At 66.7% G+C, this 23,062-nt stretch carries 22 protein-coding genes; 12 read left to right on the top strand and 10 right to left on the bottom strand.

Annotated features, from left to right (window positions below; all coding sequences use genetic code 11):
• Positions 1-26 precede the first annotated feature (26 nt).
• From ACIPK7_RS10920 to ACIPK7_RS10910, 3 genes are all read left to right on the top strand, one after another.
• Positions 27-914 (top strand): lysophospholipid acyltransferase, encoded by an 888-nt coding sequence (locus ACIPK7_RS10920; protein WP_401087662.1) that lies wholly within the window; start codon positions 27-29, stop codon positions 912-914.
• Positions 915-1,012: 98 nt separating this feature from the next.
• Positions 1,013-2,326 (top strand): Nramp family divalent metal transporter, encoded by a 1,314-nt coding sequence (locus ACIPK7_RS10915; protein WP_401087660.1) that lies wholly within the window; start codon positions 1,013-1,015, stop codon positions 2,324-2,326.
• A gap of 57 nt (positions 2,327-2,383) precedes the next feature.
• Positions 2,384-2,650, top strand: coding sequence for a PilZ domain-containing protein (locus ACIPK7_RS10910; RefSeq protein ID WP_081518975.1), 267 nt, complete (start codon positions 2,384-2,386; stop codon positions 2,648-2,650).
• A gap of 59 nt (positions 2,651-2,709) precedes the next feature.
• On the opposite strand, the gene ehuA is transcribed toward ACIPK7_RS10910, so the two are convergent.
• The 4 genes from ehuA to ehuB form a co-directional block, all read right to left on the bottom strand.
• Complete coding sequence (gene ehuA, locus ACIPK7_RS10905) at positions 2,710-3,555, bottom strand: ectoine/hydroxyectoine ABC transporter ATP-binding protein EhuA (RefSeq protein ID WP_401087658.1); 846 nt, start codon at positions 3,553-3,555, stop codon at positions 2,710-2,712.
• A 23-nt stretch (positions 3,556-3,578) separates the two neighbouring features.
• Positions 3,579-4,235, bottom strand: coding sequence for an ectoine/hydroxyectoine ABC transporter permease subunit EhuD (gene ehuD / locus ACIPK7_RS10900; protein WP_401087656.1), 657 nt, complete (start codon positions 4,233-4,235; stop codon positions 3,579-3,581).
• Positions 4,235-4,891 (bottom strand): ectoine/hydroxyectoine ABC transporter permease subunit EhuC, encoded by a 657-nt coding sequence (gene ehuC / locus ACIPK7_RS10895; RefSeq protein WP_192435680.1) that lies wholly within the window; start codon positions 4,889-4,891, stop codon positions 4,235-4,237. The genes ehuD and ehuC overlap by 1 nt, the downstream gene beginning before the upstream one ends.
• A 77-nt stretch (positions 4,892-4,968) precedes the next feature.
• Positions 4,969-5,823, bottom strand: a complete 855-nt coding sequence (gene ehuB / locus ACIPK7_RS10890) for an ectoine/hydroxyectoine ABC transporter substrate-binding protein EhuB (protein WP_081518971.1) — start codon at positions 5,821-5,823, stop codon at positions 4,969-4,971.
• Between the two features lie 431 nt (positions 5,824-6,254).
• On the opposite strand from ehuB, the gene ACIPK7_RS10885 reads away from it, so the two are divergent.
• The 9 genes from ACIPK7_RS10885 (at position 6,255) to ACIPK7_RS10845 (ending at position 16,648) form a co-directional block, all read left to right on the top strand.
• The gene (locus ACIPK7_RS10885; RefSeq protein WP_192435679.1) at positions 6,255-7,649 is read left to right on the top strand and encodes a PLP-dependent aminotransferase family protein; all 1,395 of its coding nucleotides are present in this window, start codon (positions 6,255-6,257) and stop codon (positions 7,647-7,649) included.
• 235 nt (positions 7,650-7,884) lie between these two features.
• Positions 7,885-8,859 (top strand): hydroxyectoine utilization dehydratase EutB, encoded by a 975-nt coding sequence (gene eutB, locus ACIPK7_RS10880; RefSeq protein WP_401087653.1) that lies wholly within the window; start codon positions 7,885-7,887, stop codon positions 8,857-8,859.
• Positions 8,852-9,844 carry a cyclodeaminase gene (locus tag ACIPK7_RS10875; protein WP_401087651.1) on the top strand — a complete coding sequence of 331 codons (993 nt, stop codon included), beginning with the start codon at positions 8,852-8,854 and terminating at the stop codon, positions 9,842-9,844. Before eutB ends, ACIPK7_RS10875 begins: the two co-directional genes overlap by 8 nt.
• A 158-nt stretch (positions 9,845-10,002) precedes the next feature.
• Entirely contained in the window at positions 10,003-11,193 is a 1,191-nt protein-coding gene (doeA, locus tag ACIPK7_RS10870) for an ectoine hydrolase DoeA (protein ID WP_401087649.1), read from the top strand.
• Between the two features lie 4 nt (positions 11,194-11,197).
• Entirely contained in the window at positions 11,198-12,214 is a 1,017-nt protein-coding gene (gene doeB, locus ACIPK7_RS10865) for a N(2)-acetyl-L-2,4-diaminobutanoate deacetylase DoeB (protein ID WP_401087647.1), read from the top strand.
• Positions 12,215-12,231: 17 nt separating this feature from the next.
• Positions 12,232-12,720 carry an Lrp/AsnC family transcriptional regulator gene (locus ACIPK7_RS10860; protein WP_192435674.1) on the top strand — a complete coding sequence of 163 codons (489 nt, stop codon included), beginning with the start codon at positions 12,232-12,234 and terminating at the stop codon, positions 12,718-12,720.
• Positions 12,721-13,012: 292 nt separating this feature from the next.
• A complete protein-coding gene (locus ACIPK7_RS10855) occupies positions 13,013-13,660 on the top strand; it encodes a 7-cyano-7-deazaguanine/7-aminomethyl-7-deazaguanine transporter (protein ID WP_401087645.1) in 648 nt (215 codons plus the stop codon).
• A 134-nt stretch (positions 13,661-13,794) separates the two neighbouring features.
• Positions 13,795-15,252: an NAD-dependent succinate-semialdehyde dehydrogenase gene (locus tag ACIPK7_RS10850; protein WP_401087643.1), complete on the top strand. Its 1,458-nt coding sequence runs from the start codon at positions 13,795-13,797 to the stop codon at positions 15,250-15,252.
• 16 nt (positions 15,253-15,268) lie between these two features.
• Positions 15,269-16,648: an aspartate aminotransferase family protein gene (locus tag ACIPK7_RS10845; RefSeq protein ID WP_401087641.1), complete on the top strand. Its 1,380-nt coding sequence runs from the start codon at positions 15,269-15,271 to the stop codon at positions 16,646-16,648.
• Positions 16,649-16,781: 133 nt separating this feature from the next.
• On the opposite strand, the gene ACIPK7_RS10840 is transcribed toward ACIPK7_RS10845, so the two are convergent.
• The 6 genes from ACIPK7_RS10840 to def all read right to left on the bottom strand — a co-directional run bounded on the left by ACIPK7_RS10840 (position 16,782) and on the right by def (position 22,946).
• Positions 16,782-17,099 carry a tetratricopeptide repeat protein gene (locus ACIPK7_RS10840; RefSeq protein WP_401087639.1) on the bottom strand — a complete coding sequence of 106 codons (318 nt, stop codon included), beginning with the start codon at positions 17,097-17,099 and terminating at the stop codon, positions 16,782-16,784.
• Between the two features lie 37 nt (positions 17,100-17,136).
• Positions 17,137-18,588, bottom strand: a complete 1,452-nt coding sequence (locus ACIPK7_RS10835) for a TrkH family potassium uptake protein (protein WP_401087637.1) — start codon at positions 18,586-18,588, stop codon at positions 17,137-17,139.
• A gap of 126 nt (positions 18,589-18,714) precedes the next feature.
• A complete protein-coding gene (gene trkA, locus ACIPK7_RS10830) occupies positions 18,715-20,088 on the bottom strand; it encodes a Trk system potassium transporter TrkA (protein ID WP_017518880.1) in 1,374 nt (457 codons plus the stop codon).
• A 45-nt stretch (positions 20,089-20,133) separates the two neighbouring features.
• Complete coding sequence (rsmB, locus tag ACIPK7_RS10825) at positions 20,134-21,444, bottom strand: 16S rRNA (cytosine(967)-C(5))-methyltransferase RsmB (RefSeq protein WP_401087635.1); 1,311 nt, start codon at positions 21,442-21,444, stop codon at positions 20,134-20,136.
• Positions 21,441-22,385, bottom strand: a complete 945-nt coding sequence (gene fmt, locus ACIPK7_RS10820; protein WP_192435668.1) for a methionyl-tRNA formyltransferase — start codon at positions 22,383-22,385, stop codon at positions 21,441-21,443. The genes rsmB and fmt overlap by 4 nt, the downstream gene beginning before the upstream one ends.
• A 54-nt stretch (positions 22,386-22,439) precedes the next feature.
• Entirely contained in the window at positions 22,440-22,946 is a 507-nt protein-coding gene (def, locus tag ACIPK7_RS10815) for a peptide deformylase (RefSeq protein ID WP_138520006.1), read from the bottom strand.
• Positions 22,947-23,062 lie beyond the last annotated feature (116 nt).

Raw genomic sequence — 23,062 nt, 5'->3', positions numbered from 1 at the left:
CCGCCATCTGCTTGAAGGAGTTTTCCGTGGAGAAATTCAAGGGCGCACTGGTGGTGGGCTTCCTGCGGTTGTTCGCCATGCTGCCGTGGCGCGCGGTGGGCGCATTGGGCGCTGGTATCGGCTGGCTGATGTGGAAGCTGCCCAATCGGTCCCGCGAGATCGTGCGGATCAACCTGTCGCACTGCTTCCCCGAGCTGTCCGAGGTCGAGTTGGAGAAGCTCGTCGGCCAGAGCCTGATGGACATCGGCCGTACGCTGACCGAGAGCGCCTGCGCCTGGATGTGGTCGCCGCAGAAATCGCTGCAGTACATCCGCGAAGTCGAAGGCATGAAAGTGCTGGAAGAAGCGCTGGCCTCCGGCGACGGCCTGGTCGGCATCACCAGCCACCTGGGTAACTGGGAAGTGCTCAACCACTTCTACTGCTCCTACGCCAAGCCGATCATTTTCTACCGCCCGCCCAAGCTCAAGGCGGTGGACGATCTGCTGAAGAAGCAGCGCGTGCAGCTGGGCAACCGCGTCGCGCCCTCGACGCCCGAAGGCATCAAGAGCGTGATCAAGGAAGTGAAGAGCGGCGGCTGCGTCGGCATCCCCTGCGACCCGGAGCCGGACCTCGGCTCGGGCTTGTTCGTGCCCTACCTGGGCACCACTGCGCTGACCAGCAAGTTCGTGCCCTCGCTGCTCGCGCGTGGCAAGGCCCGTGGCGTGTTCTTCCACGCCGTGCGCTTGCCGGATGGCAGCGGCTACAAGGTGATCCTCGAAGCCGCCCCGGCGGATATGTACGACAAGGACATGGAAGTGTCCGTCGCTGCGCTCAGCCGCGAGCTGGCCAAGTACGTGCGCGCCTATCCCAGCCAGTACATGTGGACCATGAAGCGCTTCAAGAAGCGGCCCGAGGGCGAGGCCCGCTGGTACTGAGCACGCCCCGCTCGATCTACCCGATAGTCACGGCGCCCCTGGATTGTTGATGCCCGGGGCGTCAGGCTGAACGTCCCACGCTCCCGGAATCCCTCCTCATGCTCGGCCTGCCGACCACCGCCACTGCGCCGTTCTGTCCCTCGGAAGTCAAAGGCAGCATCCAGGTCGCGGCCGGCGCGCCGTTGTGGAAGCGCATCCTGCAGTTCGCCGGCCCCGGCCTGCTGGTCTCGATCGGCTACATGGACCCGGGCAACTGGGCTACCGCCATCGAAGCCGGCTCAGGTTTCGGCTACCAGCTGCTGTTCGTGGTGCTGCTCTCCAGCCTCGCGGGGATGGTCCTGCAATGTTTGGCGATGCGCCTGGGGATCGTCACCGGCCAGGACCTGGCGCAGCTCTCGCGCAGCCGCTACAGCCTCGGCACGGCACGCCTGCAGTGGCTTCTGGCGGAGTTGTCGATCGTTGCCACGGACCTTGCCGAAGTGCTCGGCTGCGCCCTGGCCTTCCACCTGCTGCTGGGTGTCGACCTGGTCACCGGCGTGATCCTCACTGCCTTCGACACGCTCATCGTGCTCGGCCTCAAGGGCCAGCGTTTCCGCCACCTGGAAGCGATCATGCTCGGCCTGATCGTCACCATCAGCGGCTGCTACCTGGTCGAGCTGATCCTCATCAAGCCCTACTGGCCCGACGTCGCCGCCGGATTCCTGCCCAGCTGGGACGTGGTGACCCAGCGCGAACCGCTGTACCTGGCGATCGGCATCCTCGGCGCCACGGTGATGCCGCACAACCTCTACCTGCACTCCTCCATCGTGCAGACGCGGCAGGTCAGCGGCAGCAACGGCAAGGCCGCGGCAATCCGCCTGACGCGCATCGACACCGTGGTCTCGCTGAGCCTCGCGCTGCTGGTCAACGCGGCGATCCTGATCCTCGCCGCCGCGGCCTTCCACGAGACCGGCCACACCGGCGTCACCGAAATCCAGGACGCCTACCGCCTGCTCGAACCGCTGGTGGGCACCGGCTTGGCGGCGATCCTCTTCGGCGTCGCCCTGCTCGCTTCCGGGCAGAGTTCCACCTTCACCGGCACCATCGCCGGGCAGGTGATCATGGACGGCTTCCTGCAGATGAAGATTCCCTGCTGGCAGCGCCGCCTGATCACCCGCGCACTGGCGCTGATCCCGGCGCTGATCGGCGTGGTGATGCTGGGCGACAAGGCGGTGGGCAAGTTGCTGGTGTTCAGCCAGGTGGTGCTCAGCCTGCAATTGCCGTTCGCGCTCTGGCCGCTGATCCGCTTCACCAGCGATCGCGCGCTGATGGGCGAGTTCGCCAACTCCCTGCTCACCCGAGTGCTGGCCTGGGGCTTGTTCTGCGTCATCAGCGCCGCCAATCTCTGGCTGCTCGCGCAATTGCTGGCTTGACCTGACCCATAGGTTTCAGGCCCATTAGTGCGCTGACATTCAGGACGGATGCCATTCATGTCGAACCAAAGGCAGTACCCGCGTACCCCGATGAAGTGCCGGATCAAGATCAGCCATGCCAGCTTCGGTGATGTGTTCGGCCATACCCGTGATCTGTCCGACGGCGGCGTCTACGTTCGTCATGAAGTGCTCGCCGCGCTGCCGGCCGGCACCCGCGTGACCGGCCAGGTGCAGGACATGCCCTTCGATGCGCCGATCCTGGAGATGGAGGTGATGCGCACCGACGCCGAGGGCGCGGGCTTCCGCTTCGTCGGCAACGCCTGATCTCCGCTGCACTGCGAACTGCTTTTCTGTAGGAGCAAGCTCGCTCCTACAAAAGCGCCTCAACTCGCCTCGTTCACCGCACTCAGGAAGGCCCGCGTCCGCTCATGCTGCGGGTGGCCGAAGAACTGCTGCGGGCTGCCCTGCTCCAGGATGCTGCCCTGGTGGAAGAAGCACACGCGGTCGGCGAACTCGCGGGCGAAGCCCATCTGGTGGGTGACCATGAGCATGGTCAGGTTGTGCTCGGCACCGAGCTTGCGCACCACGTTGAGCACCTCGCCGCACAGCTCCGGGTCCAGCGCCGACGTCACCTCGTCGAACAGCATCACCTTGGGCCGCATCGCCAGCGCACGGGCAATCGCCACGCGCTGCTGCTGGCCGCCGGAAAGCTGCGACGGGTAGTGGTCGAGCTTGTTGCCCAGGCCGACCATCTCCAGTAGCTCCACCGCCCGCTCGCGGGCCTCGTCACGGCGCATGCCGAGCACCTGTACCGGCGCTTCCATCACGTTGCGCAGCGCGCTCATGTGTGGGAACAGGTTGAAGCTCTGGAACACCATGCCGATCTTGCTGCGCACTTTGCGTACGTGACTTTCCGGCGCGCGTACCAGCGCCGCGTTGCGCTTGAGGTGGGTCAGGGGTTCGCCATCGACTTCGATCAGGCCGCTGTCGATGGTCTCCAGGGTCATCAGCGCGCGCAGCAGGGTGGATTTGCCCGAGCCGCTGGGGCCGATGATGGCGACCTTCTCGTGGGCCTTCACCTCCAGATTGAGGTCCTTGAGCACGCTGAAGCTGCCATAGCTCTTGCACACGTTGCGGAAGCTGACCATCGGCTGGGCCGTCTCGGCGCGTGCGGCCGGGGCATCCTGGCTCGAAGCGCGAGGGGCGGCTTGAAGGGAGTGAACGGACATCGGAGTACCTCCAGAAGAGTCGGTCATGGCAGCGCCGTGCGTTTTTCCACCTGGCGCACGACGCCCGCCAGGCCGATGGAGATCAGCAGGAAGAACACCCCGACCAGGGTGATCGGTTCCAGGTAGCGGAAGCTGTCGGAGCCGATGTTCTTCGCCTGCTGCATGATTTCCACCACGGTGATCGCCGAGAGCACCGGGGTGTCCTTGAACATGGCGATCAGGTAGTTGCCCAGCGCCGGCAGCACCGGGCGGATCGCCTGGGGCAGGATCACTTCGCGGTAGGCCTTGAACGGCGAGAAGTTCAGCGCGGTGACCGCCTCCCACTGCCCGCGCGGCACCGCTTCCAGGCCGGCGCGGTACACCTCGGCGGTATAACAGGCGTAGTGCAGGGCGATGCCGAGGGTGCCGGCCACCAGGGCGGTCATGCTCAGCCCGTAGGTCGGCAGCACGTAGAACAGGAAGTACACCTGGATCAGCAAGGGCGTGCTGCGGATGAATTCGATCAGCCAGGCCGCCGGCCACGACAGCCAGATGTGCCGGCTGCGCCGGGCGATGGCGAAGAGCAGGCCGAACACCACGGCCAGGGCGAAGCCCACCAGGGTGATGGCGATGGTCCGCAGCGAGGCGTGCAGCAGCTGCGGGAGAATCTGCCAGGCGAAGTCCCAGTCGAAGAGTTTCATTACAGGCCTCCGCGGATTCGGCCGTGCCCCAGCCAGCGTTCGAGGCGGCGCATGAGGAAGACGATGACCTGGGCCATTACGAAGTACAGCACCAGGGTGAGCAGGAAGATCTTCATGGTCTCGAAGGTCGCCTGGTCCAGCTGGCGGGCGCGGAAGGTCAGGTCCGAGAGGGTGATCAGCGACACCAGTGAGGTGTTCTTGAGCAGCTCGATCAGCAGGTTGGTGCCCGGCGGGATAGCGCAGAGCAGGGCCTGCGGCAGGATGATCCGGCGAAAGCGCGTGAAGGGCGTCATGTTCAGCGCCAGCGAGGCTTCGTACTGCCCCTTGGGCACCGAGCCGATGGCGCCGCGCATCACTTCCGCGCCGTAGGCGCCGATGTGCAGTCCCAGGCCGATGATCGCCACGCTGTAGGCGCTCATTTCCAGGTTAAACGGCGGCAGCGGCAGCACGAAGTACAGCCAGAACAGCTGCACCAGCAACGAGGTGCCGCGGAACAGCTCGATGTAGGCGATGGACACCCAGCGCACCGCCGGCCACGGCGAGAGCCGGCCGAGTGCGGCGATGATGGCGGCGGCGACCGCCAGCAGGGAGCCGAAGACGGTCACCTGGACGGTGATCCAGGCGCCCTCCAGCAGCAGAGGAAGCAATTCACCCATGGTACGTATCCCGTTGCGACAGGTTCGACCAAACGGCCGGGCAGGCGCGCCCTATGCCAGCGACGCACCTTGCGCGGTCACTGTTTGCAGAGTTCGGCGGCGGTCTTGTCGGTGACGTTCGACTTGTCGAAGCCGAACGGCTTGACCGTCGCCAGGTGCTCGGCGCCGCCCAGCCACTGCTTGAGCTGGGCGTTGACGGCATCGCGCAGGTCCTTGTCGTCCGGGCGGAAGGCCAGGGCGCCGTAACCGATGTGCGACGGGTCGTCCTTGAAGTCGGTGATGGCTTCCACCGAGTCGCCGCCTTTCGCCGCGAGGCCCTTCATGGTCAGCGCGGTGCCGACGCTGGCGTCGGCGCGGCCGGCGCGCACGGCCTGCAGCTGCGCGGTGGTGTCGGGCACCTGGACGATCTGCTCTTCCGCCACACCTTCCGCGCGGGCGTAACCCAGCTCGGCGGTGCCGGACATGATCGCCAGCTTCACGTCCGGGTTGTTCTTCACGTCGGCGTAGCTGTGCAGGTTCTTCGGGTTGCCCTTCTTCACCAGCAGCGAGTCGGGAATCTGGTAGTGCGGGTCGGTGAAGATCACCTGCTGGCAGCGCGGCGGGGTGATGTACATGCCGGCGGCGATGACGTCGAAACGCCCGGCACGCAGGCCGGGGATCAGCGCGCCCCATTCGGTCAGCACCGGTTCGATCTTCTTCACACCCATTTTCGTGAAGATCTGCGTGGCGATTTCCGGGGATTCACCGGTGACCTTGCCGGAGGTCTCGGTGTAGGCGAACGGCGCTTCGTTGGCGTAGCCGATGCGCACGGTGCCGGTGCTCTTGATGCGTTCCAGGGTGGTTTCGGCGTAGCTGCCGGCGCTGGCTACAGCGCAGGCCAGCAGGGTGCAGGCAAGACTCAGGCGGCGCAGGAAAACAGGGGCGGTACTCATCTTCGGATCTCCTGATCTTCTCTTGCCGAACGCGGTTGGCGCGCGGCGATGGATGGCAGGTAGCAATGTCGTACGACTGTTGTTCTTGTAGGTCGGGCCCTGGGTGGGGCCTTCCGAAGTTCTTGCGCCGCTGTCGATGGCGACGGCGACAAGCTCGACGCCAGACTAAGCCGGGGGACCTTGCGGCTGTTCCTGATCGACAACCCCGCGGCGGGAAAAAGCCACCGTCGCGACGAACGCAGCCGAGGGTTTTTTCTGCGAGGGCCTGACAATGCGGCCCGATGTGCTGCCCGATGTACTGACAGGTGCGCGGCTATATGTCCTGCGCCCGAGCATACAAAAGGGGCGGAACGGTCGACATTGCACTAGGACAATTGCCGCCGGTGTGCGCGTCCGTCACTCTGGCCCCCTGACCAGACGGAGCGCTGAAGATGGAAGCCTGGCGTCGCGCCCTGGCCGACCTGCGGGTCGGCGAATCCAAGTACAAGACCCTGGTGCAGGCCATTGCCGGCGACATCGAGCAAGGTCGCCTGAGCGACGGGCAGCGCCTGCCGCCGCAGCGCCACGTCGCGGATGGCCTGGGCATCAGCGTGCAAACCGTGACCAACGCCTACAAGGAACTGGAGCGCCAGGGCCTGGTGCGATGCGAGGTCGGCCGCGGCAGCTTCGTCACGCGGCGGATGACCGAGGGCATGGCCCACTACATGGTCGACCACCCCGAGCGCGCGCTGGTGGATTTCTCCATCGCCAGCATCGTCCACACCCGCGAGCACGACCGCCTGTGGCAGGACAGCTGCCGTGAGCTGGCGCAGGAAACCGACCAGCCGTGGATGCGGGCCTGCCGCCCGGTCGCCGGCTTCGATACGCACCGCGACGCCGGGGTGAAATGGCTGGCGCAACTGGGCCTCAAGCGCGAGCGCGACGACGTGCTGATCACCAATGGCGCGGCCCACGGCATCTTCCTTGCCCTCGCCTCCCTCGCCGGGCCGGACGACGTGGTGCTCTGCGAGCAGCTCACCGACCACGGTGTGATCGGCAATTCCCAGGTGCTCGGCTTCACCCTCAAGGGCGTGGAGATCGACAAGGAAGGCATCGATCCCGAGCATTTCGAGGACCTCTGCGCCAACGAGCGCATCACCGCGCTGGTGTGCACGCCCAACCTGAACAATCCGACCTCCTGCCTGATGCCCGATACGCGCCGCCGCGAGATCGCCGCTATCGCCCAGCGCTATGGCGTGTATGTGATCGAGGACGACGTCTACGGCCCGCTGCTCGGCGAGCGCCGCCCGCCGCCGCTCAGCCATTACCTACCGGACCTGTCGTTCTACTGCACCAGCTTCACCAAGAGCGTGCTCACCGGCCTGCGCATCGGCTACCTGGCCATGCCGCGACGGCTGGCGCTGCGTACCGAGAGCATCCTGCGGGTGAACAGCTGGATGGGCACGCCGCTGCTGGCGGAAGTGGCGGCACGCTGGATCCACAACGGCAACGCCGCCGCGTTGATCGGCCTGCAGCGCCGTGTGCTGGAGAAGCGCCAGGGGCTGGTGCGCGAATACCTCGGCGACCACCTGCGCGGTTGCGATCCGCATTCGCTGAGTGCCTGGATCGGCATCCCCGAACACTGGGAACTGGACAGCCTGGTGCGCGAGCTGCGTCATCGACACATTGCCGTGACGCCGCCCGATCCGTTCATGGTGCGCGGCACGCCCCGGCCGCGCGCGGTGCGCCTGTGCATGGGCGCCGAATGCAGCGACGAGCGCATGGCCAGCGCCCTGGAAGACATGCGCGAACTTTTCGGGCAGTACCCGAAGATCCACGATTTCTAAGCCCTACGCCGGGCCCGCGCTTGTAGCCGTAGGGCGCATAACGCGCCAGCGTTATGCGCCGTGACGAGCGCGGCGGATAACCTGTTCCAGGTTATGCGCCCTACCGCCTGCAGCCCTGTAGGAGCAAGCTCGCTCCTACGAAAATCACCTCTGCGAACTACATCGTCCTAGTACATTCATCGCGACAATTTCTCGCCCCTACACTCGGCCCCACTGCATTCCCCCGGAGGCCGAGATGGAGCCGATTTCCCCCGTCGAGCTGTACCGAGCACGCCAGCGCATCCAGGGCCTGGTGCGGCAGACGCCGCTGGAGCATTCGCCCAGCCTGTCGCGCCTGCTCGGCGCCCCGGTGTATCTCAAGCTCGAATCGCAGCAGATCACCGGCAGCTTCAAGCTGCGCGGAGCGAGCAACGCAATCGCTCAGCTCGGCGACGAGCAGAAGGCCAAGGGCGTGGTCGCCGCCTCCACCGGCAACCACGGCCGGGCGCTGGCCCATGCCGCGCGAGTGCTCGGCGTACACGCCACCATCTGTCTGTCCCAATTGGTGCCGGCGAACAAGGTCCAGGCGATCCGCGAGCTGGGCGCCGAGGTGCGCATCGTCGGCCACAGCCAGGACGACGCCCAGGCCGAAGCCGAGCGGATTGCCCGCGAGCAGGGCGCGGCGCTGCTGCCGCCCTTCGACCATCCGCAGATCATCGCCGGCCAGGGCACCCTCGGCCTGGAAATCCTCGAACAGCTGCCGGAGGTGCGCCAGGTGCTGGTGCCGCTCTCCGGTGGCGGGCTGTTCGGCGGCGTGGCGCTGGCGCTCAAGCACGTCGACCCGACTATCCGCGTCCACGGCATCAGCATGCGCCGTGGCGCCGCCATGGCCGCCAGCCTCGCCGCCGGACGCCCGGTGGAAGTGGAGGAACTGCCGACCCTGGCCGACTCCCTCGGCGGCGGCATCGGCCTGGACAACCGCTACACCTTCGCCCTTGTCCGCGACTACTGCGACCAGTTGCACCTGCTCGACGAGCTCTCCATCGCCGCCGGCATCCGCCACGCCTACCGCGAGGAACGGCAGGTGGTGGAAGGCGCCGCCGCCGTCGGCATCGCCGCCCTGCTGGACGGCCTGATCGCCCCGGTCGGCCCGGTAGTGGTGATCGTCAGCGGCCGCAACATCGCCATCGAACAACACCAGCAGATCCTCGAGGAATCCGCCCATGGCTGACGTCACCCTGCTCAGCGAAGCCGACTTGCGCGCCTGCGTGGCGATAGACCGGGAGAGCCTCGACGCTGTCGAACAGGCCTTCCGCCTGCTCGCCACGGCGCCGGTGGCAATGCCGCCGATCCTTCGCCTGGACGTGCCCGAGCACAACGGCGAAGTCGACGTGAAGACCGCCTACCTGCCCGGCCTGTCGCGCTTCGCCATCAAGGTCAGTCCTGGCTTCTTCGACAACCCCAAGCTCGGCCTGCCCAGTCTCAACGGCATGATGATGCTGCTCTCCTCGCGCACCGGCCTGCTCGACGCGCTGTTGCTGGACAACGGCTATCTCACCGCCGTGCGCACCGCGTGCGCTGGCGCGGTGGCAGCCAAGTGGCTGGCCCGCGAGGAGTCGCGCCAGGTCGCGCTGATCGGCGCCGGCGAACAGGCGCGGCTGCAGCTCAAGGCGCTGTGCCTGGTGCGGCCCATCGAAACCGCCAGCGTCTGGGCGCGGGACATCGACAAGGCGCGGCACTGCGCGCAGGAGCTGAGCACCAGCCTGGGCATTGAGGTCAGCGCCTGCGCCAGCATCGACGAAGCGCTGGAAGGAGCTGACATCGCCATCACCAGCACGCCCAGTCGCGAGCCGCTGATCCAGAAAAAACACCTGCGCCCCGGCCTGCACATCACCGCCATGGGCTCGGATGCCGAGCACAAGAACGAGATCGCCGCCGACGCCCTGGCGGCGGTGGACTGCTATGTCGCCGACCGCCTCAGCCAGACCTGTGTGTTGGGTGAGCTGCACCATGCGCTGGAGGCTGGCTGCGTGCGGCCGGACGCCGATTTCGCCGAGCTGGGCCAGGTCATCGCCGGGCAGCGCGCAGGCCGCCGCCGTGCCGAAGACGTCACCCTTTGCGACCTCACCGGCACCGGCGCGCAGGACACCGCCATTGCCGGACTGGCTTTCCAGCGGGCGCAGCGGATGGGGAAGGGATTCCAGTTCCACAGCTGACCACTCGGCTCCGATTCATGCAGGAAAACCTGTAGGAGCGAGGGGGCGCCTAGCCCTTGCTCGCGAACAGATTTTCCGGTGGCGCCAGCGCTGGGCGGGTTCGCGAGCAAGCTCGCTCCTACAAAAGCAAAAAACAAAAACCGAGAGAGGATTTCCGCATGTCCGAAATCGTCGTCAACCTCCCCTTCAGCCGGGAGGAATACGCCCAGCGGATCGCCAAAGTCCGCGCCAGCATGCAACAGCGCGGCATCGAGCTGCTGCTGGTCACCGATCCGTCGAACATGGCCTGGCTCACCGGCTACGACGGCTGGTCCTTCTACGTACACCAGTGCGTGCTGCTGGCGCTGGAGGGCGAGCCGGTCTGGTTCGGTCGCGGCCAGGACGCCAACGGCGCGAGGCGCACGGTGTTCATGCAGGCGGACAACATCGTCGGCTACCCCGACCATTACGTGCAGTCCAGCGAGCGCCATCCGATGGACTACCTGTCCCGCGAGGTCATCGCCGCGCGCGGTTGGTCCGACCGGGCCATCGGCGTGGAGATGGACAACTACTACTTCAGCGCCGCCGCCTTCCGCTCGCTGCAGGCCAACCTGCCGAGCGCGAAATTCATCGACGCCACGGCCCTGGTGAACTGGCAGCGCGCGGTGAAATCGCTGCGCGAGATCGAGTACATGCGCGTTGCCGCGCGCATCGTCGAACGGATGCACGCGCACATCGTCGAGTGCATCGAGCCGGGCATGCGCAAGAATGAACTGGTGGCGGACATCTATAGCGCCGGCATCCTCGGCGTGGACGGCCACGGCGGCGACTACCCGGCCATCGTCCCGCTGCTGCCCACCGGCGCCGACGCCAGCGCGCCGCACCTGACCTGGGACGACACGCCCTTCGAACGCGGCGCCGGCACCTTCTTCGAGATTGCCGGCTGCTACAAGCGCTACCACTGCCCGCTGTCGCGCACGGTGTTCCTGGGCAAGCCGCCCCAGCATTTCCTCGACGCGGAGAAGGCCGTGGTCGAAGGCATCGCCGCCGGACTGGATGCCGCCAAACCCGGCAACACCACCGGGGACATCGCCCGCGCCTTCTTCGGCGTGCTGGAGAAGTTCGGCATCCACAAGGACAGCCGCTGCGGCTACCCCATCGGTATCAGCTACCCGCCGGACTGGGGCGAGCGCACCATGAGCCTGCGCCCGAGCGACAACAGCGTGCTCGAAGCGGGCATGACCTTCCACTTCATGCCCGGCCTGTGGATGGACGACTGGGGCCTGGAGATCACCGAAAGCATCCTCATCACCGAGCGCGGCGTGGAAACCTTCTGCGACTACCCGCGCCAGCTGTTCGTGAAGGAGTGAGGCGATGACCCATGCACTCGACAAGCCGCTGCGCGAGAACCCCATCGCTGCCAGCGTCGACTTCCGGCGCGACGGCGTGCAGCACGGCCACCTCAAGCTGCCCTACTCGCGGGACGATTCAGCCTGGGGTGCGGTGATGATCCCGATCTGCGTGGTGAAGAACGGCGACGGCCCCACCGCGCTGCTCACCGGAGGCAACCATGGCGACGAGTACGAAGGCCCGGTGGCGCTCAGCCGCCTGGCCCAGGAACTGCGCGCCGAGGACGTGCGCGGCCGGGTGATCATCGTGCCGTTCATGAACACCCCGGCGTTTCTCGCCGGCAAGCGCACCTCGCCCATTGATGCCGGCAACCTCAACCGCAGCTTCCCCGGCCGCCCGGACGGCACGGTGACGCAGAAGATCGCCGACTACTTCCAGCGCACCCTGCTGCCGCTGGCGGACGTGGTGCTGGATATTCACTCCGGCGGCCGCACTCTGGACTTCCTGCCCTTCGCCGCCTGCCACGTGCTGCCCGACAAGGCCCAGCAGGAAGCCAGCGAGGCGCTGATGCGCGCCTTCGCCGCGCCCTATTCCATGCGCATGCTGGAGCTGGATGCGGTGGGCATGTACGACAGCGCTGCGGAGGAACAGGGCAAGCTGTTCGTCACCACCGAGCTGGGCGGCGGCGGCAGCAGCAGCGCGCGTACCGTAACCATCGCCCGGCGTGGCGTGTGCAACGTGCTGGTGCAGGCCGGCATCCTGCGCAGCGAAGTCGAACCGGCGAAGTCGGTGATGCTCGACATGCCCGATGGCGATTGCTTCGTCGCCAGTGAGCACGGCGGCCTGCTGGAGATGTGCCGTGACCTGGGCGAACGGGTCGAACGCGGCGAGGTGCTGGCGCGGGTGCACGATGTGTTGCGCACCGGCGCCGCGCCGGTGGAGTACCGCGCCAAGCGCAGCGGCATCCTCGCCGCGCGGCATTTTCCCGGCCTGGTGCAGAGCGGCGACACCCTCGCGGTGGTTGCCGAGGTGCTCGGCTAACCGTGCCGGAGGCAGCCATGATCAAGCTCGACCGCTATGACCTGAAGATCCTGCGCATCCTCGCCGGCGACGGGCGCATCACCAAGTCGAGCCTGGCCGAGGCGATCAACCTCTCGGTCAGTCCGGCCTGGGAGCGTGTGCGCAAGCTGGAGGAGGCCGGGCTGATCAAAGGCTACCGCGCGCAGATCGACTGGCCGGCGTTGTTCAAGCAGCAGCAGGTGCTGGTGGAAATCACCCTGGCGCGGCATACCGCGCAGGACATGAAGCGCTTCGAGCAGCGCCTGCAGCAGGCGCCGGAGGTGGGCTTCTGCTACGCCACCGGCGGCGGCGTGGACTACATCGCGATGATCCAGGCGCGCGACATCGACCACTACCAGCGCTTCATCGACCAGTTGCTGCTGGAGGACGTCGGCATCGAGCGGTATTTCACCTACATCGTCACCAAGGTGATCAAGACGCTGGATGCGGCGATTCCCGCCGAGGCGCAGGAGCAGAGCCTTTCGTAGGGCGAATGACCTGGAACAGGTTATCCGCCGTTATCTATCCGGCGGAAACTCATGCGGCTCTTCGTAGGACCGAGGGGGACGCCCAGTCCTTGCTCGCGAACAGATTTCCCGGCGGCGTCGGTGCCGCGCGGGTTCGCGAGCAAGCTCGCTCCTACATAAACGCCCGTCGGCGGTTGAACAAAATTTGCCCAACAAATCCTGACTTCCAGGTCCGGATCGTATACAATGCGCGCCGCTCGGCATGGTGTCGGGCATGGGTTCCCTCACCCCATCGACGAAAAAGGCCCAAAGCATGTCGGCATCCCTTCCGGCGGCAAGGCGCGGCGCACTCGCCGGCCTGGTCGCGTTCCACATCCTGATCATCATCGCCAGCAACTACCTGGTGCAGCTGCCAATGACCCTCTTTGGCTGGCACACCACCTGGGGCGCGTTCAGCTTCCCGTTCATCTTCCTGGCCACTGACCTCACCGTCCGCCTGCTCGGCAAGCGCCCGGCGCGGCTGGTCATCGCGCGGGTGATGATTCCGGCGCTGCTGGCGTCCTACGTGATCTCGGTGATCTTCCAGGAAGGCGCCTTCAGAGGGCTCGCCTCCCTGGGCGAATTCAACACCTTCGTGGCGCGGATTTCCCTGGCCAGCTTCCTGGCCTACGTGTTCGGCCAGATCCTCGATGTCCAGGTCTTCGACCGCTTGCGGCGCATGCGCCAGTGGTGGATCGCCCCGGTGGTCTCGACCCTGTTCGGCAACCTGCTGGACACCTTCACCTTCTTCTCCATCGCTTTCTGGCACAGCGACAACGCCTTCATGGCCGAGCACTGGGTGGAGATCGCCTGGGTCGACTACGGCGTGAAGCTGGCGGTCATGCTGATGCTCTTCGTGCCGCTCTACGGCATGTTGCTCAGCGCCATTACCCGTAACCTGCGTCGCGCCGCCACGGCCTGACGCCGCCCGAAAAAGCCCAACAGCGGCGGCAGAACTGCGAAAAGATTTGCCGCCGCCATCCCCCGCTTAGGAAAAAACCGCGCGCCTCCGGCCCCTAGCATGGTCTCCATGCCAACCGTCCGGGAGCCGCCGCCATGTCCTTCGCCCATCCCCTGCTGTTCAAGTCGCTCTGCTATGTGAATGGCCACTGGCTGCACAGCGCGAGCGGCACCAGCATCGCCGTCGACAACCCCGCCACCCGCGAAGCCATCGGCCATGTGCCGCTGCTCGACCGCGAGCAGATCGTCGCCGCGGTGGACGCCGCCGCTGCCGCCTTCCCCGCCTGGCGAGCCCGCACGCTGGACGAACGCGGCGAGCTGCTGCGCCGCTGGGCCGAGCTGATTCGCCAGCATCGCGAAGACCTCGCGCAGATTCTCAGCCTGGAACAGGGCAAGCCGCTGGCCGAAGCCCTTGGCGAGATCGACTACGCCGCCAGCTTCATCCCCTGGTTCGCCGAGGAAGCGCGGCGGTTGAACGGCCGCAACATTCCCAGCCACATCCCCAACGCACACCTGGGCACGGTGGTCGAGCCGGTCGGCGTCGCCGCCCTGCTGACGCCGTGGAATTTCCCCTCGGCGATGATCACCCGCAAGGCAGCTGCCGCCCTGGCCGCCGGTTGCACCGTGGTGGTCAAGCCGGCCCACGAGACGCCCTACTCCGCCTTCGCCCTGGCGCAACTGGCGGAAGAAGCCGGCTTCCCCGCCGGCGTGTTCAACGTGGTGCTGGGCGAGCCGCAGATGGCCATGGAAACCCTGGTCGGCGATGGCCGCGTACGCGCCGTGAGCTTCACCGGCTCGACCCGCGTGGGCAAATTGGTCCTGCAGGCCGCCGCCCAGGACGTGAAGAAAGTCGCCCTGGAACTGGGCGGCAACGCGCCCTTCATCGTGCTGCCCGATGCCGATCTGGAGCAGGCGGTGCAGTTCGCCCTCGACGCCAAGTTCCAGACCTCCGGGCAGGACTGCTGCGCGGCCAACCGCATCCTGGTCGCCCGCGACCTCTACGAACCCTTCCTGCAGCGCTTCGCCCGTGCCGTGCGCGAACTGCGCGTCGGTCCGGCCAGCGACTCGCGCAGCCAGATCGGCCCGCTGATGCACCAGGGCGCCTTCGACGTCACCTGCGAGCGCGTGCAGGACGCCATCGCCCAGGGGGCGCGCCTGCTCGCCGGCGGCGAACCGCATGCGCTGGGCGGCTGGTTTCATCAGCCGACCGTGCTGGCCGATGTCACGCCGCAGATGCGCATCTGGCGCGAGGAAAACTTCGCCCCCATCGCCGGCGTCAGCGCGTACGACGACCTGGACGAAGCCGTCCGGCAGGCCAACGACACCGAGTACGGCCTGGCCGCCTACCTTTGTGGGCAACGCCTGGATCACATCTGGCCGCTGATGCGGCGCCTGGAGTTCGCCATGGTGGCGGTCAACGGCGCCAGGTTCACCGGCCACCCCATTCCCTTCGGCGGCATGAAGGCTTCGGGCCTTGGCCGCGAAGGCGGCAGCGAGGGCTTCGAGCCCTTCGTCGAAACCAAGTACTTCGCCCTGCACCACGGCGCCATCTGACCGGGAGACCACCGCCATGACCGACTACGCCAAGCTGTTCGAGGAAGACCGCGCACACTTCATGCACCCGTCGACCCACGCCCATGACCACGCCAGCGGCGCGCTGCCGGGGCGCATCATCACCGGCGCTTCCGGCGTGCGCATCCGCGATCACCAGGGCCGCGAGCTGCTCGATGCCTTCGCCGGCCTGTACTGCGTGAACATCGGCTACGGCCGCACTGAGGTCGCCGACGCGATCCATGCGCAGGCCACGCAGCTGGCCTACTACCACACCTATGTGGGCCACTCCTCCGAGGCGATCATCGAGCTGTCCGCGCGGATCATCCGCGACTGGGCGCCGGTGGGCATGAAGAAGGTCTACTACGGCCTCTCCGGCTCCGACGCCAACGAAACCCAGGTCAAGCTGGTGCGCTACTACAACAACGTGCTGGGCCGGCCGCAGAAGAAAAAGATCATCTCGCGGCAGCGCGGCTACCACGGCTCGGGCATCGTCACCGGCAGCCTCACGGGCCTTGCGAGCTTCCACCAGCACTTCGACCTGCCGGTGGAGGGCGTCAAGCACACCCTCTGTCCGCACTTCTACAAGGCTCCGGCCGGCATGGACGAAGCGAGCTTCGTGCGCCACTGCGCCCAGGAGCTGGAAAACCTGATCCTCGCCGAAGGCCCGGACACCGTGGCGGCCTTCATCGGCGAGCCGGTGATGGGCACCGGCGGCATCATCGTCCCGCCCAAGGGCTACTGGGAGGCGATCCAGGCGGTGCTGGCGAAGTACGACGTGCTGCTGATCGCCGACGAGGTGGTCTGCGCCTTTGGCCGCGTCGGCGACAAGATGGGCAGCCAGCGCTACGGCATGCGCCCGGACCTGATCACCACCGCCAAGGGCCTGACGAGCGCCTACGCGCCGCTGTCGGCGGTGATAGTCGGCGAGAAGGTGTGGGATGTGATTGACAGCGCGTCCAGCCGCGAAGGCGCCATGGGACACGGCTGGACCTACTCCGGCCACCCCATCTGCGCGGCAGCGGCGCTGGCCAACCTGGACATCCTCGAACGGGAAAACATCACCGCCAATGCGGCGCAAGTCGGCGGCTACCTCAACCAGCAGCTGCGCCAGACCTTCGAGGGCCACCCGCTGGTGGGCGAGGTGCGCGGCGACGGCATGCTGGCGGCACTGGAATTCATGGCTGACCGCGAGGCGCGCAGGCCTTTCGACCCGTCCCTGAAAGTCGGTCCGAAGGTCTCGGCGGCCTGCCTGGAACGCGGCATGATCGCCCGCGCCATGCCCCACGGCGACATCCTCGGCTTCGCCCCGCCGCTGGTGCTGACCCGCGCCGAGGCGGACGAGATCGTCGGCATCGCCAAGGCGGCGGTGGATGCGGTGGCCAGCGAGGTTCTCTAAGGTACGGACCGTTTTCTTGTAGGAGCGAGCTTGCTCGCGAACGGATTTCCCCGCGGCTCCGGTGCCAGGCGGTTCGCGAGCAAGCTCGCTCCTACAGGGCCTTCCGTCCCCGAGAGCAATACAAAAAGGGCGCTTACGCGCCCTTTGCCTTGTCCAGCTTGCGCAGGAATACCGTCATCTCTTTCTCTGCCTGCTTGTCGCCGTGGGCCTGGGCGGCGGTCAGGCCATCGGTCCAGGCGGTACGGGCGCCGTCCAGGTCGCCCTGAGCCTGCAGCGCCTTGCCCAGCAGCTTCCAGGCGGCGGAGTACTTCGGGTCCTGTTCCACGCAGCGGCGCAGGTGCTCGGCGGCCTTGGCGGCGTCGCCGGCGTCCAGGTAGCCCTTGCCCAGGCCGAAGCGCAGCAGCGAGTTGTCCACGCCCTTGGCGAGCATCTTTTCCAGCGAGTCGATCATGGCGAGCCTCCGTCAGCAGGCCGCCATTGTGCCTCATTCAAGTGCGCCAGAAGGCGGGCGTCAGCAGGATCAGCAGGGAGAACACCTCCAGTCGGCCCAGCACCATCGCGAGGCTCAGCACCAGCTTGGCGCTGGCCGGCAGGCTGCCGTAGTGCACTGCGGCCTCGCCCAGTGCCGGGCCCAGGTTGTTCAGGCAGGAAGCAAGCGTGGAGAACGCGGTGAGCTGATCCACGCCCAGCGCCAGCAGCACCAGCATGAGACTGACGAAGGTGAGCAGGTAGATCGAGAAGAATGCCCACACCGATTCCACCACGCGATCGGGCACGGTGCGCCTCCCGAGCTTCACCAGGAATACCCCGTTGGGATGCAGCAGGCGCAGGAACTCGCGCATGCCCTGGCGATAGACCAGCAGCATGCGCATCACCTTCATGCCGCCGCCGGTGGAACCGGCACAGGCACCGATGAAGGTGCTGTAGAGCAGCAGGTAGGGCAGCAAGGTTGGCCAGGTGCTGAAGTCCGCGAGGCCGAAGCCGGTGGTGGTCGCCACCGAGACCACCATGAACGCTGCGTAGCGGATCGATTGCAGCGGCGTGTCGTAGTGATGCTTGAGCACCAGCGTTGTCGCGCTGATCAGGAACAGTACCAGCAGGATGCCGAGGTAGGCCCGACACTCGGTGTCCTTCAGGTAGTGACGCAGGCTGCGTCGGCGCCAGGCGAGGAAGTGCAGGCTGAAGTTGATCCCGGAAATCACCAGGAAGGTCATGCAGATCAGCTCGATCAGCGGGCTGTCGAAGTAGCCGATGCTGGCGTCGTGGGTGGAAAAGCCGCCGATGGCGATGGTCGAGAAGCTGTGGCCGATCGCGTCGAACAGGCTCATCCCCGCCGCCCAGTAGGCCAGCGCGCAGGCCAGGGTCAGGCCGCAGTAGAGGAACCACAGGGTCTTGGCGGTATCGGCGATGCGCGGCGAGAGCTTGTGCTCCTTCAGCGGGCCGGGCATTTCCGCGCGGTACAGCTGCATGCCGCCGATGCCCAGCATCGGCATCACCGCCACCGCCAGCACCACGATGCCCATCCCGCCCAGCCATTGCAGCTGCTGGCGGTAGTAGAGGATCGCGTGGGGCAGCGCATCGAGCCCGGTGAGCACGGTGGCGCCCGTGGTGCTAAGGCCGGAGAAGGACTCGAACAGCGAATCGACCACGCCCATGTGCGGCGCGCTCGACAAGGCGAACGGCAGGGCGCCGAAGGAGCCCAGGACGATCCAGAACAGCGCTGTCACCAGGTAGCCGTCGCGGATGCGCAGGTCTTCCTTGTGCTGGCGGAACGGCCACCAGATGGCCAGACCAGTCAGCAGGGTAACCAGGAACGACAGGGTAAATGCGCGCCAGGTCGACTCGATGTAGTACAGGTCGATCAGCAGCGGCGGCAGGTGCGTGGTGCTGAACAGCATCAGCAGCACGCCAAGGATGCGGGCGATGGAGGCGTAGCGCATGACTGTGGTGATACAGGCAGGAACAGGCCGCGCAGGGTGCCAAGACACACTCCGAAGTGCAGTAGGAGCTGTCTGAAATGAAGGGCGGAAAAAACCGCCGGGCCGCTTTGCAGCGACCCGGAAGAATCAGAAGAAGGTCAGGCCGGCCTGGAACAGCCGCTCGACATCGCGGATGCGCTTCTTGTCCACCACGAAGAGGATCACGTGGTCGCCGGACTCGATCTTCGTCTCGCCGTGGGCGATCAGCACGTCGTCGTCGCGGATCACCGCGCCGATGGTGGTGCCGGGCGGCAGTTGGACTTCGTTGATCTTGCGGCCGATCACCTTGCTCGACTTGGCGTCGCCGTGGGCGACCACCTCGATGGCTTCGGCGGCGCCGCGGCGCAGGGAATGCACGCTCTCGATGTCGCCGCGACGCACGTGGGTCAGCAGGGTGCCGATGGTGGCCAACTGCGGGCTGATGGCGATGTCGATCTCGCCGCCCTGCACCAGGTCGACGTAGGCGGGGTTGTTGATCAGCGTCATCACCTTGCGCGCGCCCAGGCGCTTGGCCAGCAGCGAGGACATGATGTTCGCCTCGTCGTCGTTGGTCAGGGCAAGGAACAGGTCGGTATCGCCGATGTTCTCTTCCAGCAGCAGGTCGCGGTCCGAGGCGCTACCCTGCAGGACGATGGAGCTGTCCAGGCTGTCGGAGAGGTGCCGGCAGCGCGCCGGGTTCATCTCGATGATCTTCACCTGGTAGCGGCTCTCGATGGCCTCGGCCAGGCGCTCGCCGATGTTGCCGCCGCCGGCGATGATGATCCGCTTGTAGCTGTCCTCGAGCCGGCGCATCTCGCCCATAACGGCACGGATGTGGGCCTTGGCGGCAATGAAGAAGACCTCGTCGTCGGCCTCGATCACCGTGTCGCCCTGAGGAATGATCGGCCGGTTGCGCCGGTAGATCGCCGCCACGCGGGTATCGGCGTTGGGCATGTGCTCGCGCAGTTGGCGCAGCTCCTGGCCCACCAGCGGGCCGCCGTAGTAGGCGCGGATGCCCACAAGCTGGGCCTTGCCCTCGGCGAAGTCGATTACCTGCAGGGCGCCGGGGTATTCCACCAGGCGCTTGATGTAGTTGGTCACCACCTGCTCGGGGCTGATCAGCACGTCGACCGGGATCGCCTCGTTGTCGAACAGCCCGGCGCGGGTCAGGTACGCCGCCTCGCGCACGCGGGCGATGCGGGTAGGGGTGTTGAACAGGGTGTAGGCGACCTGGCAGGCCACCATGTTCACCTCGTCGCTGTTGGTCACCGCCACCAGCATGTCGGCGTCGTCGGCACCTGCCTGGCGCAGCACGGTGGGGAACGAGGCCTTGCCGTGGACGGTGCGGATGTCCAGGCGGTCGTTGAGGTCGCGCAGACGCTCGCCGTCGGTATCGACGACGGTGATGTCATTGGCTTCGCTGGCGAGGTGCTCGGCCAGAGTGCCGCCGACCTGGCCGGCACCGAGGATGATGATCTTCATGGAGCGGCGTGCTTTCCGTTTCGATCCGTAGGGAGTCGGCGCCTGTTACTTCGCCGAAATCTTGATGAGCTTGGCATAGTAGAAGCCGTCATGCCCTGCTTCCTGGGGGAACAGCTGGCGGCCATGGGGCTGCTTGACGCCCCACGGTCCGGGCAGGTCCAGTTCGCGGGCACCTGGGGTGCGGCCGAGGAACGCAGCGATCTGGTCGCTGTTCTCCTGCGGCATTACCGAGCAGGTCGCATAGACCAGCACGCCGCCGACTTCTAGGGTCGCCCACAACGCGTCGAGCAGTTCGCCCTGCAGCTGGGCCAGCGCCTCGATGTCCTCGGCGGTGCGGGTCAGCTTGATGTCCGGATGACGGCGGATCACCCCGGTGGCGGAGCACGGTGCGTCCAGCAGGATGCGCTGGAAGGCCTTGCCATCCCACCACTTGGCGGTGTCGCGGGCATCGGCGGCGAACAGCTCGGCCGAAAGCTGCAGGCGGGCGAGGTTCTCGCGCACGCGCACCAGGCGGCTTTCTTCCAGGTCCACGGCGACCACGCCAGCCAGCGCCGGCTCGGCTTCCATCAGGTGGCAGGTCTTGCCGCCGGGGGCGCAGCAGGCGTCCAGTACGCGCAGGTTCGGCGCCAGTTCCAGCAGGTCGGCGGCTAGTTGCGCGGCTTCGTCCTGCACGCTGACGCGGCCTTCGGCGAAGCCCGGTAGCTCACGCACGTCGCATGGCTGCACAAGGTTGATGCCGTCGCGGCTGAACTCGCAGGCGGTCGCTTCGAAACCGACGCGGTTCAGCTCTTCCAGGTAGGCATCGCGGCTGCCGTGGCGGCGATTCACCCGCAGGGTCATCGGCGGGTGCGCGTTGTTGGCGGCGCAGATCGCTTCGAACTGCTCCGGCCAGGATTTCTTCAGCGCCTTCTGCAGCCAGCGCGGGTGCGCCAGGCGCGCGGCTGGGTCCTTGTCGACCTCGGCCAGCAGCGTTTCGCTTTCGCGTTGGGCACGGCGCAGCACGGCGTTGAGCAGCCCCTTGGCCCAGGGCTTCTTCAGCTTGTCCGCGCAGCCGACGGTCTCGCCGATGGCCGCGTGCGGCGGAATTCGGGTGTAGAGCAGCTGATACAGGCCGACCAATAGCAAGGCCTCGACGTCACGGTCGCCGGCCTTGAACGGCTTCTGCAGCAGGCGCGCCGCGAGGGTGGACAGGCGCGGCTGCCAGCGGGCGCTGCCGAAGGCCAGCTCCTGCACCAGGCCACGGTCGCGCGGCTCGACGTTTTCCAGCTGGGTTGGTAGCGAGCTGCCCAGCGAGGCGCGACCGGCGAGCACGGCGGCCAGCGCGCGGGCCGCCGCCAGACGGGGATTGGTACTCATGCGCCCAGCACCTGTCCTGGCGCGAACTGCTCGCGGCGGCTGTTGAACAGGTCGGCGAAGGCCAGCGGCTTGCCGCCGGGCAGTTGCAGGCGGGTCAGCAGCAGCGCGCCTTCACCGCAGGCGACCAGAAGGCCGTCGCGGCTGGCGTCGAGAATCTTGCCTGGCTCGCCCTTGCCTTCTGCCGGCTTGGCGCCAAGCACTTTCAGCGCGGCTTCGCCGAGGGTGGTGTGGCAGACCGGCCAGGGCGTGAAGGCGCGGATGCGGCGCTCCAGTTCGTCGGCCGGGCGCGACCAGTCGATGCGCGCCTCTTCCTTGTTCAGCTTGTGTGCGTAGGTGGCCAGCGCGTCGTCCTGCACCTCGCCCTTGAGTGTGCCGGCGGCGAGGCCGGCGATGGCCCCGACCACGGCTTTCGGGCCGAGCTCGGCGAGACGGTCATGCAGGCTGCCGCCGGTGTCGTCGGCGGAAATCGGCGTGGCGACCTTGAGCAGCATCGGCCCGGTGTCCAGCCCTGCTTCCATCTGCATCACGGTGACGCCGCTCTGCGCGTCGCCAGCTTCCACCGCGCGCTGGATCGGCGCGGCGCCGCGCCAGCGCGGCAGCAGGGAGGCGTGGCTGTTGATGCAGCCCAGGCGCGGAATATCCAGCACCGCCTGCGGCAGGATCAGCCCGTAGGCTACCACCACCATCAGGTCCGGCTTGAGCGCGGCCAGCTCGGCCTGGGCGGCGGGGTCGCGCAGGGTCGGCGGCTGCAGCACCGACAGGCCGTTCTCCAGGGCGAGCTGCTTGACCGGGCTGGGCATCAGCTTCTGGCCTCGGCCGGCCGGGCGGTCCGGCTGGGTGTAGGCGGCGACGATCTCGTGAGGAGTATCGAGCAGGGCCTTGAGGTGTTCGGCGGCGAATTCCGGGGTGCCGGCGAAGACGATGCGCAGTGCTTGGCTCATTGGGGGCTCACAAAAAACAAAAGGCTTGCCGGGGCAAGCCTTTGGGGGATGGGGTCACGCCTGTTGCCGGTGCTGCTTTTCCAGCTTCTTGCGGATGCGGTCGCGCTTGAGGTTGGACAGGTAGTCGACGAACAGCTTGCCGTTGAGGTGGTCGCACTCGTGCTGGATGCACACTGCGAGCAGGCCCTCGGCAACTTCCTCGAAGGGGTTGCCGTCGCGGTCCTGGGCCTTGATCCGTACTTTCTGCGGGCGGTCTACATTTTCGTAGAAGCCCGGCACCGACAGGCAGCCTTCCTGGTACTGGTCCATTTCCTCGGTGAGAAATTCGAACTCCGGGTTGATGTAGACCCGGGGTTCGGACTTGTCCTCGGACAGGTCCATCACCACGACGCGCTTGTGCACGTTGATCTGCGTGGCGGCCAGGCCGATACCCGGCGCCTCGTACATGGTCTCGAACATGTCGTCGATCAGCGTGCGCAGGGCGTCATCGAAGACCGTGACGGGCTTGGCGATGGTCCGCAGGCGCGGATCGGGGAATTCGAGAATGTTCAGAATGGCCATATACGTTTGTGATGCACTTGTGGAATAAAGTCAAAATCGGCTGCTAATATGCTGAGCAGCATCGAAAAACGCTGGAAAGCGCGGTAGGGGCGGCTTCCAGGCGTTTCATGTGTACA

The sequence above is a fragment of the Pseudomonas sp. NPDC086581 genome (assembly GCF_044746165.1).
In the GTDB taxonomy this organism is placed as follows: domain Bacteria; phylum Pseudomonadota; class Gammaproteobacteria; order Pseudomonadales; family Pseudomonadaceae; genus Pseudomonas.
This window is presented reverse-complemented; position numbering and strand designations above follow the sequence as displayed.